The following is an 18,473-nucleotide window of genomic DNA, read 5'->3' as shown; positions in this document are numbered from 1 at the left end:
AAAAAAGTGCCAGCATTGTTTCCTGAGGATTATGAAAAAGCCAGTACGACCAAAAAGAAGAAATTGGTAAGAGAGTTGAAATTGAAAAATGAGTTGTCAGCATTAGAAATTTCCCTCAATGCCCATCGTATTTTAGATTTTTTAAAGCAACAAGAAGTAGATAAACCGAATCGAGTATTTGTCAAAACATTTCAATATGCGGCAAGTGCGTTAGGTGTTCCATACGAGGTGATCGATGAGGCGTTTTTCACACAAACGCCTCTGTCTGAAGAAGAACTTTTTGAGGTGTCGCATTTGTTTAATCCTAATGCGAAACTGCCAGAGGAAAAGGATTTACCAAACGTACCTATCACAATCGACTTCTATTCCACTTGCGTCTCTTTGTTTGAAAAAGTGCCTTTTACTTTTTGGCAGAATTACTTGATTGAAGATACTTCACTTCCTAAAACGAAAGTAGCTGCGTATGATCTTGAATCGCTGTTACAAGGATTCGTGCAGGAAGTTTGGTTGAGTACAAAGAATAATTTAGAAGTCCCGAGTGAATCAGAAGTTGAAAAAGCACGTCAGATGTTTTTGGCTTATTTTTATCGAAACGATCAAAAGTATTATCGAAAAGAAACACAGGACATGTTGTTAGATTTGTTGGAAAAGACTTTGGAAGAACACGCAACCGAAGCATTTTCAGTTGATCAAGAACTGCAATCTTTGTTAGAAGCAGGAAACACAAAAGCGGTTTGCTCGTTTATTCAGGCTCGTGTATTTGATTGGACGAGAGAATACAACTATCAACGTTTTTTGCGTAGTGTGACAAAGACCAGAAATCTTTCTTTGATGAACCAGCTGTTACTCCTTTACCAACGACCAGAGGCTTCTGAAACGAAAGAAATCAATGATTGGATTCGAGAGAATCGAACACTGAGAGAAGAAGCAGAACCGGTATTTTTGCTTGGAGGAACACAAGTGAAAGTTGATCCGGAAACTGGTGAAATTCTTAAAGAAAAGAAAACCTCGCTTGTTGATTTTGAGAACGTACCAATCATTCCGTATTTTGAAAAAAGCGAGACGGAAGGAAGGGAGCTTAAAGAGAAAACCGAATTTACTCCAAAAAGAATTTTTGAGATTCTTGAAAGTACGGTTTCTGAGCCGGTCTATTTTGAGGAGAGACAACTTTCGATTTATGATGATCAAGCAATTCGTTTAAAAGCAAAACAAAGTGAAGAACAAACGATTGCTGATTTGGTCGCATGTCTTTTGGAAAAGGAAAAACGATCGGATAACGAATTTATCCGATTTGAAAACGACAGTATCGCTTCAGTTGTGATGACCGTTTTTGGTTTAAATCCTTTGCCGGTCAATCTGACGATTCTTACAAATTTGAGATCATTAAAAAATGGGAAAGTGAAATTGCAACAATTACTTACGGATGTCATTGTCAGAAGTGAGACATTTCTACAACGGTTTGCGGAACAAATGTACACAAAGGAACCAGAGGTTATTCGACCAACTTTTGAAGAGGAGATCAATCGAGCGAAGGAATTGCAGCGTCTGGCCGTAGCCAATGTGGCAACCGACAAAGCGAACAAGAAAGAAGAAAAGTCGGGAACGACAATAACGATGGCCGACCTTTTGGAAAAAACAAATGAAGGCTCAGAGGGTAATGACGATGATCGAGAAAATTAAAAGCCGACCATTGAGTCACTATTATTTGTGGAAAGTTTGCCAACGAGTAGAAAAAGATCCAACAAGAGAATTAATCATACCACCGCTAAAAACAGTGATCGGGCAGTTGAACGCCGAAAGGCGCAATCTTGAAAAGGTGAACAGTGAGATTCTCGCAAAGCACATTTCAAGTATTGCATTTTTAGAAGAAATGTTGAAAACTGTCTCGGAACAATCTTTCAGGAAACTGATCACAGATCTGTGGGAAGAACAAAAATTTCAGTGAGTGATGTGGTCAAAAATTGGGGTTTGGGGCATGCCCCAAATGTAAAATCAAAAAAGAGGGAATTCGAAAATCGTAGATTTTCGAATTTGCCCTTTTTTTTATTTTTTCGCAAGGTGTACCCACCTTGCTACGCTTGCCAGAGACGAAACCCCGCCCCGCCAGGGCGGAGGGTTTTCGGGTTCGGCTCTGGGCAAGGCGCAGCCTTGCTGTCAATTTTTCACAGAAAATATGGGAGGAAGATCCAATGCCTAAAAATTTATTTCGCAATGAGCATATAAAAGTCTATGTAACTGAAGACGAGAAAAATTTGATTCGAAAAAATATGAATGCGTCAAGCTTGAGGACTTTAACAAACTACGTGCGTTTGATGGCGCTCAATGGGCGTGTTATCAAAATTGATTTTGAAACTTTGAAGGATTCTTTGTCTGAGACAGGAAAATATGTCTATGAACTAAATAAAATCGGAAACAACATTAATCAGATCTCTCATAAATTGAATCAAACCGATATCGTAGAAAAAGAAGACATAGAATACCTCGTTTCAGAATTTGAAAAGATGAAAGCAAACTATCTGAAGGCGCAACAAATCTTATTAAAAGAAATTAACAAGTTGACGAGGACTGAATGATATGCCGACAACGAAAACACTCACGATCAAACAGGAAAGAAATTTGCAACGTGCGATCGAATACATTCTTGATCCGGAAAAAACCAAAAATCAGACTTTGACAAGTGGACATAAATTAAATTCTGTAAATAATGCATTTTTTGAAATGAGTTTAACGAGACGTTTGGCGACCAATATCAAAGGACAGTCGAACAAAAAAACACCAGAAGAGGTTTTAGCTAGACACATTATCCAGTCATTTGATCCAGCGGATAATTTGACTCCAGAAGAGGTCCACGAAATTGGAAGACAAACTGCCCTTGAATTTTTAGGCGAAGATTATGAATTTGTCATTGCGACTCACGTTGACAAAGACCATTTGCATAATCACATTATTTTTAATACGACGTCTACCGTAGACTTAAAAAAGTTCCGGTGGCAAAAACGAACGACAGCCGATCTACGATACATTTCTGATAAAGTAGCGGACTATCATGGCGCGTCTATTTTACAATCAGCCAAAAGGAACTCGTATGCGAAATACCAGGAATACCGCAGAAAGAACGCGTATCGAGTCGAGATAAAGGAACGTTTGAACTTTTTGCTGAATCACAGTCTCGGTTGGGAAGATTTCTTAGTGAAGGCAAAACTATTAAATCTTGAGGTAGATCCAAATCATAAATCTAAAGAATATGGGAGAGTGATTAATTACAAATTGCTGGATTTTCCTCAAGAGCGGCCTGCAAGAGATTACACATTGAATAAGAAACGCCGAAGCTATAACGAAGAAAAGATTCGTGAGCGTACAAGCAAAAATGATCCAAAAGCAGTCTATGGTGTTCTTGAGATCGCCCAAAAATTTGAGGAGCAAAAAAAAGAAAAAGAAGAGTTGCCTGATCTAACGTTTATCATTGAACCGTGGCAAATAGAAAAAGACACAATGACAGGAATTTATGTAGAAATCGCTTATGGGCGATACGAAACCGGAATTGTAAAAATTCCAGATTTTATGCTGGAAAAAAAAGAAGATGGCCGATATGAAGCGCATTTTAATTACAAGGATACTTTCTTTTTTCTGAGTGACGATTCCATTAAAAAAAATAAATTTGTCAAAGGATCTTCTTTGGCCAGTTATCTTTCTGGAGAAAACGGCCTTTTTCCTAAACGTAAAAATTCAGCGATTCAAAATGTGCGTGAAATGGTCGCAGCGCTGAATATTTTATCGGCACGACAGGTCAGCAGTGAACAAGTACCTAAAATTTTAGGACAGGATTTTTATGACAACTACGAAATTGTTCAAGAAGCTAGATCAACTTTGAACGATAAGTTATATCGGGCCAATGAGAAATTAAAGTTTGATCCTACCAATCAAGAGTTGAAAGAAAAAGTAAAAGCATTGCATGCGGAGAAAAATGATCTGGAAAAGCAAGTTAAGATTTTTGAGAAACAGCTGAAAACTTATGATTCGGCCTTAAGTATTTTGACTGAAAGAGGATTATCAGAGTCAGCCGACTTAGAAAAATAGGACTCGAAATGCTTAATTGTGAACCTTAGACGTGCTATGATATAGATACTGATAATGGAGAACTACAAGGTTTGGATCTCTTTAATCGCTATAAAGAAAATACGATTTTTGTGATTGGAAACTTTATTAAAACGAACTATATGTCTTATACGAAAAATAGAAAACTCTATAGGAGGGTTTATATGGACAACACAGCACTCGCAAAATTTATACAGTCGCTGGGTAGTTTGAACAACTACGGCAGCTCTGTTTATCAAACAAAGAAAGCACTGGATTTAAAGTCAACAAAACCGTTACGTCAAAATGTTGATGATATCGCCATTTTTGTAGATAGCCTAAAAGGAATTGAAGCAATCAAGGAAAAAGGATTTTCTGTCGATGGTATTATCGAAGTAAACAAGCAGTTTGATTCTCCTTCAGATGAACAGCCGAATCTTCCTGGTCATTTGAGAAATTCGTATTACAACGAAGATGATCGTATTGCAATCGTAATTGATCAAGCGAGCCAGGAGTATTATATTCCTAAAGATGTCATTACAAGAGAGGACCTGCAAGAAATTGTGGATCAATTCAACGAGTCAGAAAGAACTGAAAAAGATGCGTGGTTAGTTTTTGCCCGACTTGCCAAATTACAGGCTTTTCAAGATGGCAACAAACGTACAGCGTTGATTTCAGCGAATGCGGCCTATGGTACTTTGGAAACGGAAGACTATTTACTGATACCGTTTCATGATATCAAGCGTTTAGAATTTACTGTCAGTTTAATGGCTTTCTATCGAGCGAAAGATCCTTTGGAAGAACAAGAAGCGTTTGAGCGTTTGTATCAAACCTTGCCTTCGAAGAATGAACGAGAAATTTACTTGCACAAGCCAATTGAAGATCTCAATCAAAGTAAAGATATATCTACGTATCGTGTTAAATCTGAATTGCGTTCAAAAGAATATGATCAAGAACCATATTTATAAAACTAAGAATATGTATAGCGCTTAATAAGCTAGTAAGAGGAGCATTGCCTTATCCGGTTGGTAAGGTAATGCTTTTTTTAATTGGAGGGGGACAATGGAATTATTTGATGTGACAAAGTATCAGTTACCAGCGGAAACGGCTGTTGAGTGGGAGATAACTAAAGAGAGATTGGGAATTTTTCTCTCACAGTATAAAAGTGTGCGAGAGAAAATAGGAATCTCCGCAAGTCCTAAAGTTTATGAAACGTATTCTTTTTTACACCGTGACGAGATTCCAAGTGAACTGACGAATGATCCAATTTATCAAGAGTTCAAGTATCTACACAGAATTTTTATATCGGGTTATCTGTCGATCAACCACCCTTACAAACCGGAGATAACTGAAAGAAGAAGGAAGATTTTCCTATTACGGTACTTATATGGCCTTTCGATTTCTGCCGTCAGCGAAAGGATCCATTATCAGAAAAATATCATTCTGACCGATTCAAAAAAAGCCCTGGTACAGTTTACACACGCGCTTCAATTACTGGAGGAAAGGGAGAATTAAGCCTAACTTATTACCGAAAAAGGACAAACTTACGCATTTTTCCAGTCATTAATCCAACTGATCACCATTTATAGTTACCTTACAAGCTTGAATAACTGAAACACAGCTGTGGGAAAGAACTATGAATGAAAGGAACAAAACCATTAACTTTTATTGATTTGTTTGCGGGAGTAGGCGGTTTTCGAATGGGTATGGAGAAAGCTGGACATAAATGTGTCGGCTTTTGCGAAATTGACAAATATGCTAGGCAAAGCTACAAAGCGATTTTCGATACACGAGGAGAGGTGGAAATGCATGACATTACAAAGCTATCAGACGACTTTATTCAACGAATCGGACGTGTGGACGTTATCACAGGAGGATTTCCTTGCCAGGCTTTTAGCCTTGCAGGAAAAAGAAAAGGTTTCAGCGATACTAGAGGAACTCTCTTTTTTGAAATTGCACGCTTCGCAAAAATTTTGCGACCTAGCTATCTATTCCTTGAAAACGTCAAGGGACTTCTCAATCACGAGGGAGGGTCTACGTTTGAGACGATCCTCCGAACCTTGGATGAGTTGGGGTATGACGTGGCATGGCAAGTGTTTAACAGCAAAGATTTTGTCCCACAAAACCGAGAACGTGTCTTTATTATCGGACATTTTAGAGGATCAGGTGCCAGAAAGTTTTTACCTCTCACAGGAGAAGAAGAATCAGCTGATCAGGAATCAGCAAAAATCAATTTAGCTGGAACAACGAGCAAGAAGAATGATCTGAGTACAAATTTGAGAGAGCGAACCTATTTTACAAATGGACTAATGGGAACCTTAACCGTGACAGATTACAAAATGCCAAAGCAGATTGTCGTAGGGAATGTGAATCCCAGCGGCAATGGAATGAACGGCCAAGTTTGTAGTTCTGAAGGCGTAGCCCCTACGCTGACGACCAATAATGGAGAAGGAAATAAAATAGCCATTCCTATATTATCTCCGGATAAAGATACTGTTCGACAAAATGGCCGCAGAATTAAAAATGATGGTGAAGAAATGTTCACTCTGACCGTACAAGATCGACATGGAATTATCGTAGAAGGAAAGATCGATGGACGGTACCGATCCGCAACCAGCGTGTATTCTACTAAAGGTATCAGTCCTACACTAAACACGATGCAAGGTGGTGGCCAACAGCCGAAAATAATTGTTAATGAGGCAACTAAACAAGGATACACACCAGCTGTACCTAGAGAAAGGTTTAATTTTGAAATTAGGAAACTGACACCTTTAGAATGCTGGAGGCTCCAAGCTTTTCCGGATTGGGCTTTTCTAGCCGCAAAGTTTGGCAGTCGAGAAATTGCGAAAGATATCTTGGAGAATCAGAAAGATCACTACAGCTGTGATCATGAGGTAAAAGTTTCGAATTCTCAGCTGTACAAACAAGCAGGGAATTCAGTTACAGTCTCAGTGATCTATTTCATAGCAAAACACCTTTCTATCACCCTTTGACCCGCTTTTTTGAGTGGATTTCTAAGCTCCGAAAGAGCCTTGCCAACAGTAAAGTAAACGTATCAAGACTTGATAAAAAAATGGATTCAGGCCTGAATCGTAGAGGAGAAGTCTATGATTCAAAAGAATACGATTTACTTAGAAGATTGTTTAGAGGGAATGAAAAGAATTCCTGATGCTTCAGTCGATGCGATTATTTGCGATCTGCCTTATGGAACGACTGCTTGTTCCTGGGATAATATACTCCCTTGGGAAGATCTGTGGCGAGAGTATTTACGTGTGATAAAAGAGAATAGTGCGATCGTACTTTTTGGCGCGGAACCCTTTGCGACACAATTACGAATGAGTAATTTAAAGCACTACAAGTATGACTGGTACTGGATTAAGAACAACGCGACAGGCTTTACCTTTGCTAAAACTCAGCCGATGCGCTCAGTAGAGACAATCTCCGTGTTCTCAAAAGGAACCGCGGCTTATTATCCGCAAGGCTTGCAGCGTGTAAAAAAACCTCAAATACAGGTAAGAAAGGTCGGAGAGGATACAGTCTATAAGACTGATTCCCTGGAAGGAAAAGAATTTGTGCAGGAGTATACCGGTTTTCCAAACAATGTTTTACGATTCAACAAAGATACGACAAATATATTTCACCCGACTCAAAAGCCAGTAGCGCTTTTGGAGTACCTGATAAAAACATATTCTAAGAAAGGAGATATCATTCTAGATAATTGTATGGGAAGTGGGACAACCGCGGTCGCTTGCTTAAATACGGACCGGTATTTTATTGGTTTTGAAACAGATGCGGCTTATTATGTGAGGGCGGTTGAACGAATTAAGACGAATGTCACACAGCTGGATCTATTCGAAGTTTAAAGAAAAAATAGTTAAATAAGACTTGCTTAAGTCGGTATACCGATGTATAATATGCTTATAAAATCGGTATACCGATTTAGTGTTTTTACTACTCTTTGAGAATGGATGTGGTTTTATAAGTTCAATGATCGTCAGCAATAAAAAAGCACTTATCCTGGTCCCACAGAATAAGCGCACAGTAACAAAACCAGCCTGGTATGCTACTACTCAAAATATATCATAAAAGAGAGTAGTAGCAAAGCTTTCGCTACACTCCTTACGGAGGGAAAACCATGTACGCTGATAAAAAGAAAATCGAATGGTTATTATTTGAAAGTGGAATATCAAGAAAGCAAATCAACGAAAAATCGGGAGTTAAATTAACAACAATTACAGATTTAAGAAAGAAACGCTCTTCGATTGACCTTATGAGATTTGATAATGCCGCAAATTTGACGGCTTTTGTTGATGAAATCACGAAAGAAGAGAAATGATTCTACTGTAGTTGTGACTCCTTAAAATCTAGGAGGACATATGAAATATACTGCATACAGAAAATCTGATCCATATACTTTATACGAAATCGAAGGAACGACTAAAAACTTAGCCGCCTTTATAGCTACTCGGAGTCCTTTTGAAAATGATTTTTACATTTTTCGAGATGGCCGATTGTTTCTAACGTTAGTTGGGTTCTTCATTGATAGAGCGGTTGATAAAGACTTTTTAGCCTATGAACTGTTGCCTGTCTTGGTTCCGATGCAGCAAGGAGAAGTACCGACTCCAACCGTCAAAATGACAAAGAAATTCGTCAATAAGCAGCGAGAGGACTTTTTGTTATGAAGACAGGTACCATTGAAGGGAAAAAGTACCGATTAACAAATAATTTTAGTTTCTCCGGACATAAATTATCTGAAGGAATCTGGATAAGAGTAGTAGAAATCGTTTTTCCGATTGCCTACTGTATCGCTGATGAAGGACAAAAAGAAGTAACAATGGAAATCAACATACAGCGCTTAGCACCTATTCTGGATTTTTCAAGTGAAACAAGTAGTTTTGGAAACTGTGATAATTGTCATTGTGATATTGTTTATCAACCAAAAAGAGGCTTAAACTTGGGCTATCTCTGTAATGAGTGTGTTGATAAATTGGGATATACGGACAAATGAACAGTCAAAAATGAGAAAGTGGAAGGTTGCGGATAAACCTTTACTGTAGCCTTTCATGGGTAGGAAGAAGCACATAAAATCAAACAAGTAGCACTATGATCAAAGTGGTTCATAAGTTTTTGAAATGTAAAAAAGCTTATCTTAGTTAGGGATAAGATAAGGAGGTACTACTATCTACTCAGACGACCGAGATTGTAATCTCTGCTAGTTGATAGAAAGAAGGTGTCGGTAAATGGAAAATAGATATAATGGGAATCTTATTTCTATAGATAGTAAAAGAAAGAGGGAATGGACAGTTATTGTATTGAATCATTTTTCAAAAGAACTAGTAGGATTTTTATGTGAGGATGCGTCAGCTGATAATTTACAATTTACGCAAAGAAAAGAAGAGTTAGGTATTTTTACAGAGACTGAAGCAAATGAAATTATTGATTCGATTCACAAGTTGAAAGACAATGAAAATGCGATTCATAAGACAAACGAGGAAACCGGCAGTGAAGACTGGGTTTCAAAAAAATATTTTGACTTTGAGAAAGCAAGAATCCAATTCGAGTAATCAGACCAGTTTCCACTAGGTAGAGAGAACATAGCATGCCTAACAAAGATTAAAAGAACGAACAACGATAAGGAGTTGAATGATATGTATGAAGTTTCTAATCGAAAATGTTTTGGAGGTCCCTATAAGGTACCAATTACTCAATTCAATCGTCAAACATGGTGGCCACCAAAATGGATTGAATGTGATTGTGGAGAACATGCGGAACATATTTTTTATCGAAAAAATGGGAACCCCTATCCAACAAAACGTTGGCATTGTGACACTTGCCATCGAGAATACCAAATTATGAAATATACAACGAACTTTATTTTGTTGGAAAATGATTCGAGAAAGTAGCCAAATAAAAACTAAATTACTGTGAATAACGAATTTGATTATTAATAATAGGTCGTGGTCAAAAACTTATAGTTTTTGATCTTTTTTCTTATAGAACTATTAAAGAAGTTGTTTCTAAAGTAAAAAATACACTAATTTGAGTAAACTAAATAGAATTAATAATAGTTATTTTTGTGGTAATAAAGATATACAAAAGTAAAGTGGACGATTTAATAGTCCAATATGTTTATTTATGAAAAAAAGTAGTATATTATTTCCAATAAAAACAAAAACACTAATTTCATAGCTATAAGGTAATTACATACTTCATCTTTTAGGCACGTATATTAGGTATGGACGGTCAATATTTTAAGAAAATAAGAGACTTTACATTTGAGTATAAAGAATAAAAAGTTCTTGATAATGTTGCTCTAGAGCTCAATAGAGGACAAATATTAATCATTACTGGAAGAAATGAGTTTGGAAAGCCCACACTATTAAATATCTTACTTACGAATTTATTATCGAAAAATATTCAGAAAATTCTATCATTATTGGCAGACAGGATTTAGTAAAAAATAAATTACCTTTACATTCTTTGGATAAATTGGTAAAACACACGCAATAATAGAATTTATTTGATTTTTAGTTAATTAACTTTGATTACGATGTTGATAATTGCTAATTATCGTTAAGTGATAAAACATAGGAATAGAATAACTAGATATTGTTTCATTAAAAAATCAGTAAAATTAGTTTCACAATATATAACTTTTTCTTTATTAAATCAACTGTTATTTTGTGAGCTTCAGTACGGGACTAATTTGTGCTGTTTTTTTGCGTGTACTGGTAAATATAAAGCATACAGAAAATCAACATTAGCTTAAAATATCTGTAAATATTGGTAGAGTCAATTATTGTTGTTATGTCATATATTTTAACTAAATTATTTTATGGAGGAATTTGTATGAATTCTGAAAATTTAAAAAGACCATTATTTTTAGTTCTGAATATCGAGTCCCACAGAACGCCCGAAGAAAACTTGGGGATCTACTATCTTCAAGCGGCTTTGAAGGATGAGGGAATTGATAGTGAATATAGAGATCTCTGGTTGGAAAATATAGACTCAAAAGAATTTTCAACAAGTTATGATTTTTCAAAAACACTATTTGTTGGAATTTCGGGGTGTTTAAGCAATGTAAGTGAAGTTAAGGAATTTATTGATCTATTACCTAAAGGAATTCCCGTAGTAGTGGGTGGATATGGAGGAACATTTGAATATGAAGCGTTACTGAGAATTGGCTGTGAGGTTGTGATGATAGGTGAAGGCGATAAGGCAATTATAGATTTATGCAATTACTATTTTGGAAAGATAGATATTTCTGATGTTCATAATATTGCCTATTTGAAAAATGGAAATGTAGTGAAAAATGATTCATATCCTGTAGTAGATCTTAATAACCTTAATAATATTCATGAGCGAAAATACCTGTCCCAGATTATTGAATCTAAGGCAACTGTTAATGTGATCTCTTCAAAGGGCTGTTATGGATCATGTAGTTTTTGTTCAATTTCCCAATTCTATTGTTCTTATAAATGGAGAGAGATGAGTATAAAAAATATCGTTAATATTTTAGAATATCTGTATTTGAAAGGGGCACGGGTATTTAAATTTGTTGATGATAGTTTTTTAGAGGGAAGCAGAGATGATGAGTGGTGCAAACAATTTTTTGAAGCTATATGCCGTTCCCAAATTATCGACAGCATACTATTTAGAATATCTATTAGAGCAGATCAAGTTACAGATAAAAGAATTAAATTTTTAGCTGAATCTGGTTTATTTGCCGTCTCATGTGGAATAGAAAATGGATCTCAGAGCTTTTTAAAGAGAATTGGGAAAAAAGCCTCCTTTTTAGATAACAACAGAGCTTTAGCAATTTTTGAACGATATAATATTTTTGTTCAAGCTGGGTTTATGCTTTTTGATGATAAAACAACGATGCAGGAATTATACGAAAATTTGAAATTTTTCAAAGAGCATAGAGAAATAATAATTAAAGGAATTTTTAGTGAAACCTATGCGGCTGAAGGTACTATATTTGGGAAATATATCAAAAGAAAATATAAGGAATCAACTTTTAAAATAAATGGGAATTATCAATACCCAATTTTAGATCCTTCGGCTCAAAAAGTATATTTTATACTTAAAATGTATCAAAAGAAAAATAGTGCTTTATATGATAAGCTGATAGATCCAATTTCAGCTCCCAAAGCACTAGACAATAAAGAAAAATATTTTCAATTTTATGATCTGTATAAAGTAGTTCATGAAATTGATATTGACTTTTTTGAAAAAGTGCTATCAAAAATAGATGAGATAGAAGATTCAGAGATTTTTGTGGATAAATTTATTCTTGAGAAAAAGAAGGATTTTGGAATTATAAATGCTGCGGTTGATAAACTTTATCGCGATAACCAGATGATATTTACAGGAGTAGTTAGTAAGTTTTTGGAATAATAGTTTTTAATTTAATTAGCAATAAACTTAAATATAGCAAGGAGGATATCTTATGAAAAATGAGCTTATGTTAGATGAGGAATTAAAACAGCTGGATGAATGTGAATTCAAAATCAAGAATATAGGTTGGACTCTTGGGAATGAGTGTCCGTATAGATGTACACATTGTTATTCTATGTTATCCAGAGAAAAAGGAATGGATCTGACAACTGAAATGATTGATAGGATTGTTGACCAGGTATCTCAAATTGGAGTGGAAACAATCAATGTAGGTGGAAATGAGCCATTATTTACTAATGGATTAAATCCTAAGAAGACACTTTTACCTTATATTATAAGAGAAATAACTAAGAGAGGAATAAAAATAGGCTTAACTACATCGGGAATTACTGCCATTTATTTGGAAAAAAATTTCCCTGAAGAGTTTAAAATGTTGAATGATATAGATATTAGCTTTGATTCTCCATTTGAGGAGGAACATAATAAAAATCGAGGTGCTAACTTATATTCTCAAGCTATCACAGTGTTAAAAATGTGTCAAAAGTATAATAAAGATCATACAATTGTAATGTGTGCGATGAAATGGAACTTTTCAGAGGAGCATTTGAGAGAATTAGTTTCTATTGCAAAAACATATGATGCTAACATTAGAATAAATATGATGAAGCCAACAGAATTGAAGCATATTGAAAATATGGCAACATATGAACAGTATTTTAAGGGATATAGAGTTTTAAATAGTTTGTGTAATGTTATAGATATGACCGACCCGATTGTTGCAGGTGCAGTAGGAAATGAGAAGGGAAAACGATGCCCATGTGGGAGAACCTCTTTCAGAATTCATTCAATCACACCAGATGGTAAAATTCCAATCGCCCCATGTGTATATCTCCATGATTTCAAAGTTGGTAATATTTTGGAGGATGACTTAAAAGATTTAATAGAAAGTCCTCAATTTCGACTGTTTAGAAAGAGAAATGCAAATCCGAACTTAATTGAAGATTGTGGAAATTGTAGACTTGTAAATACTTGTGGTGGAGGATGTGCTGCGATGGCTTATTTGTATAGGATGCATAAAACTGGTGAAAAATCTTTATTTTCAAAAGATCCGTATTGTTCAAAAGAGCATAATGCAAGTCTTCCACCGGTAAAAATTCATAAAGGATCTTCTAAACAATTAGTACACATGGATTATTTATGCACATGGATTGGTAGTCCTATAAAATAAAGATAAAGGGGTAAAAAATACTATGACTATGGAAAAACTTAAACTGCGAGTTACTATTGATCGACCTATTGGCTTTGAAGACAGCTATGGAAATGTATATCCTATTAACTATGGTTTTGTTTCAGGGGTTATAGGCGGAGATGGAGAAGAGCAGGATGTATACGTTATTTCTAAGGAAGCAACATCTCCAATGAACACGTTTGAAGGAGTACTTGTCGCAGTTATCCATCGGAAAAATGATAATGAGAATAAGTGGGTTGTTACTTCAGAAAAAGAAGTATTGTCAGAAAAAGAAATATTTGAAAGAACGCATTTTTTGGAAAAATATTTTGATTCAGTTATTGAAGTTCTATGATAGAGTTTTATATTAAAAGCTAGAAAAGGAATGATAATATGCTTATTTTAGAAGCATTGAAAAAGAGAATTGCTGAGACACCAGATAAAATCTGTATTTCTTCACCTGAAGAGACATTTACTTTTCTGGAGGTCGATTTTTATTCGAATGGTATAGCAAAAAAAATAATCTCTTTGACATCAAAGAAAATTATTCCTCTATATCTTAAAGATGATAAATATGTTCTTCCGATTGTTCTAGGAATAATAAAAGCAGGTAAAATTCCAATGCCTCTGACTACATCGTTACCATTGGAAAAATCTCTGTTGAGAGTTGAAGATGTTGACTATGATTTAATCATCATGTGTAAGGAAAATAGATTTTCGCCAAAATCTTCATCTGTATTTATTGCACCAGATAAGAAAAATTTATTAGGTGTGCATAATTTTAGAAACAATATATCAGATATTGCATATATCATATGTACTTCGGGTACTACAGGAGTTCCCAAAAAAGTTTTTTTGACTCAAAAAAATATCGCGTGGTTGCTATCAGAATTCAGACAAATTTGTTCTTTTGATGAAAACTGTAAATTTCTTTTTTCAACCCCGTATACGTTTGATGTATCAATTTCAGAAATATTTTTACCGATTTTTACCGGTGGGGAGCTTTGTTGTTTTTCAAATACCCTTAAAGATACAGAAAAAATGACTGCTGTAATTCCTTATATTAAAAAGTTTAACATTACACATATTTCACTATCTCCTTCTTATGTTGAATTGTTATTGGAAATATCTAAGTATGATGATTTTAAAAATCTAAAATATCTTGGATTGGGAGGTGAAGCTGTAAGTTTGTCCCTTTCCAAAAAGTTATTACCAATTTTGAAGAATGGCACTGAAGTAATTAATATGTATGGACCTAGTGAAACCACGATTTATGCCACGTTTTATAAACTTACAGGTAAAGAAACAGATTCGGTACCTATTGGTATCCCCTTAACAGGTACACTTTTGAAAATTTTAGATGAACAAGGTGATGAAACTTTAAAAGGAGAACTATTTATTGGGGGAGAAGGTGTGTCTGCAGGCTATCTTCTACAACCAGAATTATCAAAGAAAAAGTTTATAGATATAGATGGGGAGATATTTTATAGAACAGGTGATTTTGTTTATCATAATACTCAAGGAGAATTAGTTTTTGAAACTAGAAAAGATAATCAAGTTCAGGTGAATGGAATAAGAGTTGAACTGGAAGAAATTGATAATACTGTCCTTAAAATTTCTGGTATCAGACTTTGTAGAACCGTATACGAAAAAAAGAGAATCTATATCTTTTATTATCCTGTATCAAGTTCTGATGATTTAAAAAAAGAAATACTCGAGTCCATACCTAATTATTTAAATCCCATCATAATAAAAGTCGATGAATTCTTATTAAATCAAAATCGAAAGTTTGATGTTAAAAGGATGATTGAGAAGTTTTATTCACAAAAAGAGATATCCATTGATTCCCAAGTTACACAAGAGGAATTAATTAAAATTTTAAAGAAATACGACGTTAAGTCTCTAGACGAGCTTGACTCATTGGATACAGTTCGTTTTTTTTTAGAAGTTGAAGATGCTTTTGATATAAAAATAGATGACAGTTTATTTTTCAGTTTTTCAAGCTTAGCACAATTAAGTGATTTTTTGAAACAAAAGAAAAGTTTTAAACCAATGATAAATCAGGATAAAAATTTGGATGAAATTAACTTGAAAATGATTGTAGAAAACTCTTTGAATAAAAATAACTTAGAAGAAGGATTAATTCCAACACTTTATCATCAAAAGACGTATTACTTAAAAAAGTATAATTCTATTCTTTATTTTGATTCCCCAGTTGAAGATATTAATTATAAAATATTGAATGATATAAAAGTTTTTTTTCAAAGTTTATCATATCATATAGACTCACTAAAATTTGTTTTAACTGAAAAAGATAGTTTATATTTTAAAAAAATTAAACAAGAAGATTTTCAGCCAATTATTTATGCAGTGGAAAATGAGCTCCCTGATAAATTAATTAAAGACTTACTTCATGAAAAACTTGAAAGATATTTATTTTTAATTATTGCTGAAGTAAAAGAAAAAAATATTAGGGTTTACTTCTCACATCATATTATGGATAAATCCTCCCTTTTTAAAATCGCTAAATTGATAAAAAATTATCTTAATAACGATAACGGAGAATATTTCCATGGAATAGATAGCTCTTATGAAAGTTATATCAAATTCATAAAAGATACCAACAGTAGCTTATCTATTGAAGAAGCCTTAGAGTTTATACCTGTTACAGAAGTGACTTTTAGCAAAAATATCGATAGAAAAAAGTCTAATATACAAATAATGCAATCAAAAAATATTTTTAATGATTCTATTGACATAGCTGTTGAATCATTCTACAAGTTTTCTCAATGCCTTTTCAATAAGGCGCAGGTCTCTTTAGTAACTGGAGCGATGACTGCAAATATAAGAAATTTGGAAAATTTTGATGCTGAAAATATTGTAGGTGATACTCACTTTACTTTACCCATCTTTATTAAGAATTCCGATAATTTTTTTCAATTCAAAAAAAGAATTGTGGATTTAACTGAAAAATATCGAAAAGGTCTGAATATCAAGGACAAAATATTTGAAGGATACCCTAGATTTGAGGGAGCTTATAAAATCGCCAAAAATAGATGGGATAATGTAAATGCTATAGTTAATTATATTGGAGAAGTAACGGATATACAAAATACTTTAAAAAAAATATCGGAAGTTGGTTTTGATAGTAATTATATGGTTGTGTTTACTCATAAATCTGAATTGTACCAAGTGATTTTTTGTAATGTTTTATTGGAAGAAGAATATCATGTAGAGATACTCGGGGAATCATATGCCATTGAGGTTAGCAGACTTTGACTAAACAAAATGTGTTAAAGATAAAGTACAGTTCAAAGTTTTTATAGATTTGCATTCCTCAATTATATATTTATACAATTAAAAAATGTTGGAGAGAAATATTGAAAAAAATTGAAAAGAAAAACTCAACCTTTCTTGTAACAAGCAGTGCTATTTCTAGAATTGGAGATGTTCTATTTGATTATGCAAATAATACCTTTCTTGCGAGCTTAAACTTGCACTCCTTATCTCTAGTTGGAATATATCAGACACTTGAGAGTGTCATGGGAGTTATTTTCAATCTATTTGGTGGAGTAATTGCAGATCGTTTTCGACGTAAAAAAATTATTATTTTAACAGACTTTCTAAGTGGACTAGCTTGTATTATTCTGTCATTTATCAATGTTGAAACTTGGCTAATTTATTCGATTATAGTTGCAAATATTTTTTTGGCTTTATTATCATCATTTTCGGGACCGGCTTATAAGGCTTTCACAAAAGAAATAGTTGAGAAAGATACAATCGCTCAAACTAATTCATATTTGCAGACAGCAAGTACAGTTGTTAAGATTGTAGTACCTATCGTAGCTATTGGGATTTATCACTGGATAGGGATTTATGGTTCCCTGATTTTAAATGGAGTTTCATTTATAGCTTCTAGTTTAATTGTATTACTTATTTCGCCTATTTTCGAAGAAATTAAGAAAGAAGATACATTTTCAATTCAGATTATTTTTCGAGATTTGACTGATGGATTCAAGTATATGTTTAAGCAAAGGAAAATTTTTATATTAATTATACTTTCAGCCCTAGTAAATTTTTTTCTTGCAGCTTACAATTTGTTATTGCCTTTTGGAAATCAAATGTTTCCTAGAATCACTGGTAGTGTATATGGTACTTTTCTTGCAGCTGAGGCTATAGGAGGACTTGCTGGAGCTTTTTTAAGTGGTAAGCTCAATAAGAGCTTGTCGACTAATCGATTGTTAGCGTATCTTGGAATTTCGGGACTAACTCTTGCGAGCACACCTATCATATATATAATATTCCCTAATTTACTATTATTATCTTTAGTTCCTGTATTTTTTAACTTATTTTTAACAATTTTTAACATTCAATTTTTCTCTTTTGTTCAAAGAGATGTGGATACTGAATTTTTGGGACGTGTATTCGGTATTATATTTACAATAGCAATTCTCTTTATGCCTGCGGGTACTTTAACGTTTACATTTATTTTATATCCTAATTTTACATTCAATTTCTTATTCATAGGAGTAGCGATGGCTATTTTGTCTATTGTATTTGGAATATTTCTTCACAAAAAAGTGGATTAGGAAAATGATCATTTTCTGAACACCCTTTTTATAATTATAATTGAAGTGTATTATTGTCTCTTTATATCCATAAATTCACAAACAAATCATTGTTTATTAAAAAACAGGTTTATGAAGTAGTAGAACAGTTCTTGGATATTATTCTTCTATTATATTAATTACTTCAATGTGGATTATGAAAT

General features: G+C 34.0%; 19 protein-coding genes. All 19 read left to right on the top strand.

Annotated features, from left to right (window positions below):
* The first annotated feature begins 6 nt into the window (after positions 1 to 6).
* The 19 genes from FE005_RS16490 (at position 7) to FE005_RS16400 (ending at position 18,291) form a co-directional block, all read left to right on the top strand.
* A complete protein-coding gene (locus FE005_RS16490) occupies positions 7 to 1,680 on the top strand; it encodes a hypothetical protein (RefSeq protein WP_138372316.1) in 1,674 nt (557 codons plus the stop codon).
* Positions 1,664 to 1,945 (top strand): hypothetical protein, encoded by a 282-nt coding sequence (locus FE005_RS16485; protein WP_138372315.1) that lies wholly within the window; start codon positions 1,664 to 1,666, stop codon positions 1,943 to 1,945. Before FE005_RS16490 ends, FE005_RS16485 begins: the two co-directional genes overlap by 17 nt.
* Positions 1,946 to 2,069: 124 nt before the next feature.
* Positions 2,070 to 2,573, top strand: a complete 504-nt coding sequence (mobC, locus tag FE005_RS16480) for a plasmid mobilization relaxosome protein MobC (RefSeq protein WP_242386986.1) — start codon at positions 2,070 to 2,072, stop codon at positions 2,571 to 2,573.
* A gap of 1 nt (position 2,574) precedes the next feature.
* Complete coding sequence (locus FE005_RS16475) at positions 2,575 to 4,077, top strand: relaxase/mobilization nuclease domain-containing protein (RefSeq protein ID WP_138372314.1); 1,503 nt, start codon at positions 2,575 to 2,577, stop codon at positions 4,075 to 4,077.
* Positions 4,078 to 4,259: 182 nt separating this feature from the next.
* Positions 4,260 to 5,042 carry a Fic family protein gene (locus tag FE005_RS16470; protein WP_138372313.1) on the top strand — a complete coding sequence of 261 codons (783 nt, stop codon included), beginning with the start codon at positions 4,260 to 4,262 and terminating at the stop codon, positions 5,040 to 5,042.
* Positions 5,043 to 5,136: 94 nt separating this feature from the next.
* A complete protein-coding gene (locus FE005_RS16465) occupies positions 5,137 to 5,589 on the top strand; it encodes a transcriptional regulator (protein WP_138372312.1) in 453 nt (150 codons plus the stop codon).
* A 125-nt stretch (positions 5,590 to 5,714) separates the two neighbouring features.
* On the top strand, positions 5,715 to 7,067 hold the full coding sequence (locus tag FE005_RS16460) for a DNA cytosine methyltransferase (protein WP_138372311.1): 1,353 nt from the start codon (positions 5,715 to 5,717) through the stop codon (positions 7,065 to 7,067).
* Between the two features lie 114 nt (positions 7,068 to 7,181).
* On the top strand, positions 7,182 to 7,937 hold the full coding sequence (locus FE005_RS16455) for a site-specific DNA-methyltransferase (protein WP_138372310.1): 756 nt from the start codon (positions 7,182 to 7,184) through the stop codon (positions 7,935 to 7,937).
* A 272-nt stretch (positions 7,938 to 8,209) separates the two neighbouring features.
* Positions 8,210 to 8,410, top strand: a complete 201-nt coding sequence (locus FE005_RS16450) for a hypothetical protein (RefSeq protein ID WP_103301157.1) — start codon at positions 8,210 to 8,212, stop codon at positions 8,408 to 8,410.
* Between the two features lie 40 nt (positions 8,411 to 8,450).
* On the top strand, positions 8,451 to 8,756 hold the full coding sequence (locus FE005_RS16445; protein WP_138372309.1) for a hypothetical protein: 306 nt from the start codon (positions 8,451 to 8,453) through the stop codon (positions 8,754 to 8,756).
* Positions 8,753 to 9,082, top strand: a complete 330-nt coding sequence (locus FE005_RS16440) for a hypothetical protein (RefSeq protein WP_138372308.1) — start codon at positions 8,753 to 8,755, stop codon at positions 9,080 to 9,082. Before FE005_RS16445 ends, FE005_RS16440 begins: the two co-directional genes overlap by 4 nt.
* 232 nt (positions 9,083 to 9,314) lie before the next feature.
* Entirely contained in the window at positions 9,315 to 9,638 is a 324-nt protein-coding gene (locus FE005_RS16435) for a hypothetical protein (protein ID WP_138372307.1), read from the top strand.
* 88 nt (positions 9,639 to 9,726) lie between these two features.
* Positions 9,727 to 9,930, top strand: coding sequence for a hypothetical protein (locus FE005_RS16430; protein WP_175413592.1), 204 nt, complete (start codon positions 9,727 to 9,729; stop codon positions 9,928 to 9,930).
* A gap of 478 nt (positions 9,931 to 10,408) precedes the next feature.
* The gene (locus FE005_RS17220) at positions 10,409 to 10,528 is read left to right on the top strand and encodes a hypothetical protein (RefSeq protein ID WP_368074416.1); all 120 of its coding nucleotides are present in this window, start codon (positions 10,409 to 10,411) and stop codon (positions 10,526 to 10,528) included.
* Between the two features lie 395 nt (positions 10,529 to 10,923).
* On the top strand, positions 10,924 to 12,474 hold the full coding sequence (locus tag FE005_RS16420; RefSeq protein ID WP_175413591.1) for a radical SAM protein: 1,551 nt from the start codon (positions 10,924 to 10,926) through the stop codon (positions 12,472 to 12,474).
* Between the two features lie 52 nt (positions 12,475 to 12,526).
* Positions 12,527 to 13,702: a radical SAM protein gene (locus FE005_RS16415; protein WP_138372304.1), complete on the top strand. Its 1,176-nt coding sequence runs from the start codon at positions 12,527 to 12,529 to the stop codon at positions 13,700 to 13,702.
* Between the two features lie 22 nt (positions 13,703 to 13,724).
* Positions 13,725 to 14,057: an inorganic diphosphatase gene (locus tag FE005_RS16410; RefSeq protein WP_138372303.1), complete on the top strand. Its 333-nt coding sequence runs from the start codon at positions 13,725 to 13,727 to the stop codon at positions 14,055 to 14,057.
* A 38-nt stretch (positions 14,058 to 14,095) separates the two neighbouring features.
* On the top strand, positions 14,096 to 16,981 hold the full coding sequence (locus FE005_RS16405) for an AMP-binding protein (RefSeq protein WP_138372302.1): 2,886 nt from the start codon (positions 14,096 to 14,098) through the stop codon (positions 16,979 to 16,981).
* A 101-nt stretch (positions 16,982 to 17,082) separates the two neighbouring features.
* On the top strand, positions 17,083 to 18,291 hold the full coding sequence (locus FE005_RS16400) for an MFS transporter (RefSeq protein ID WP_138372301.1): 1,209 nt from the start codon (positions 17,083 to 17,085) through the stop codon (positions 18,289 to 18,291).
* The last annotated feature ends 182 nt before the right edge of the window (positions 18,292 to 18,473 follow it).

The sequence above is a fragment of the Enterococcus sp. M190262 genome, assembly GCF_005843965.1.
Classification (GTDB): domain Bacteria; phylum Bacillota; class Bacilli; order Lactobacillales; family Enterococcaceae; genus Enterococcus_D; species Enterococcus_D gallinarum.
Note: the sequence above shows the minus strand (reverse complement) of the source record. Positions and strands in the feature narration are given on the sequence as shown.

Coding starts and splice junctions, on each gene's coding strand:
- FE005_RS16485 (WP_138372315.1), top strand. CDS start 1,664: ATGATCGAGAAAATTAAAAGCCGACCATTGAGTCACTATTATTTGTGG.
- FE005_RS16475 (WP_138372314.1), top strand. CDS start 2,575: ATGCCGACAACGAAAACACTCACGATCAAACAGGAAAGAAATTTGCAA.
- FE005_RS16430 (WP_175413592.1), top strand. CDS start 9,727: ATGAAGTTTCTAATCGAAAATGTTTTGGAGGTCCCTATAAGGTACCAA.
- FE005_RS16470 (WP_138372313.1), top strand. CDS start 4,260: ATGGACAACACAGCACTCGCAAAATTTATACAGTCGCTGGGTAGTTTG.
- FE005_RS16405 (WP_138372302.1), top strand. CDS start 14,096: ATGCTTATTTTAGAAGCATTGAAAAAGAGAATTGCTGAGACACCAGAT.
- FE005_RS16460 (WP_138372311.1), top strand. CDS start 5,715: ATGAAAGGAACAAAACCATTAACTTTTATTGATTTGTTTGCGGGAGTA.
- FE005_RS16450 (WP_103301157.1), top strand. CDS start 8,210: ATGTACGCTGATAAAAAGAAAATCGAATGGTTATTATTTGAAAGTGGA.
- FE005_RS16435 (WP_138372307.1), top strand. CDS start 9,315: ATGGAAAATAGATATAATGGGAATCTTATTTCTATAGATAGTAAAAGA.
- FE005_RS16440 (WP_138372308.1), top strand. CDS start 8,753: ATGAAGACAGGTACCATTGAAGGGAAAAAGTACCGATTAACAAATAAT.
- FE005_RS16465 (WP_138372312.1), top strand. CDS start 5,137: ATGGAATTATTTGATGTGACAAAGTATCAGTTACCAGCGGAAACGGCT.
- FE005_RS16455 (WP_138372310.1), top strand. CDS start 7,182: ATGATTCAAAAGAATACGATTTACTTAGAAGATTGTTTAGAGGGAATG.
- FE005_RS16415 (WP_138372304.1), top strand. CDS start 12,527: ATGAAAAATGAGCTTATGTTAGATGAGGAATTAAAACAGCTGGATGAA.
- FE005_RS16445 (WP_138372309.1), top strand. CDS start 8,451: ATGAAATATACTGCATACAGAAAATCTGATCCATATACTTTATACGAA.
- FE005_RS16420 (WP_175413591.1), top strand. CDS start 10,924: ATGAATTCTGAAAATTTAAAAAGACCATTATTTTTAGTTCTGAATATC.
- FE005_RS16410 (WP_138372303.1), top strand. CDS start 13,725: ATGACTATGGAAAAACTTAAACTGCGAGTTACTATTGATCGACCTATT.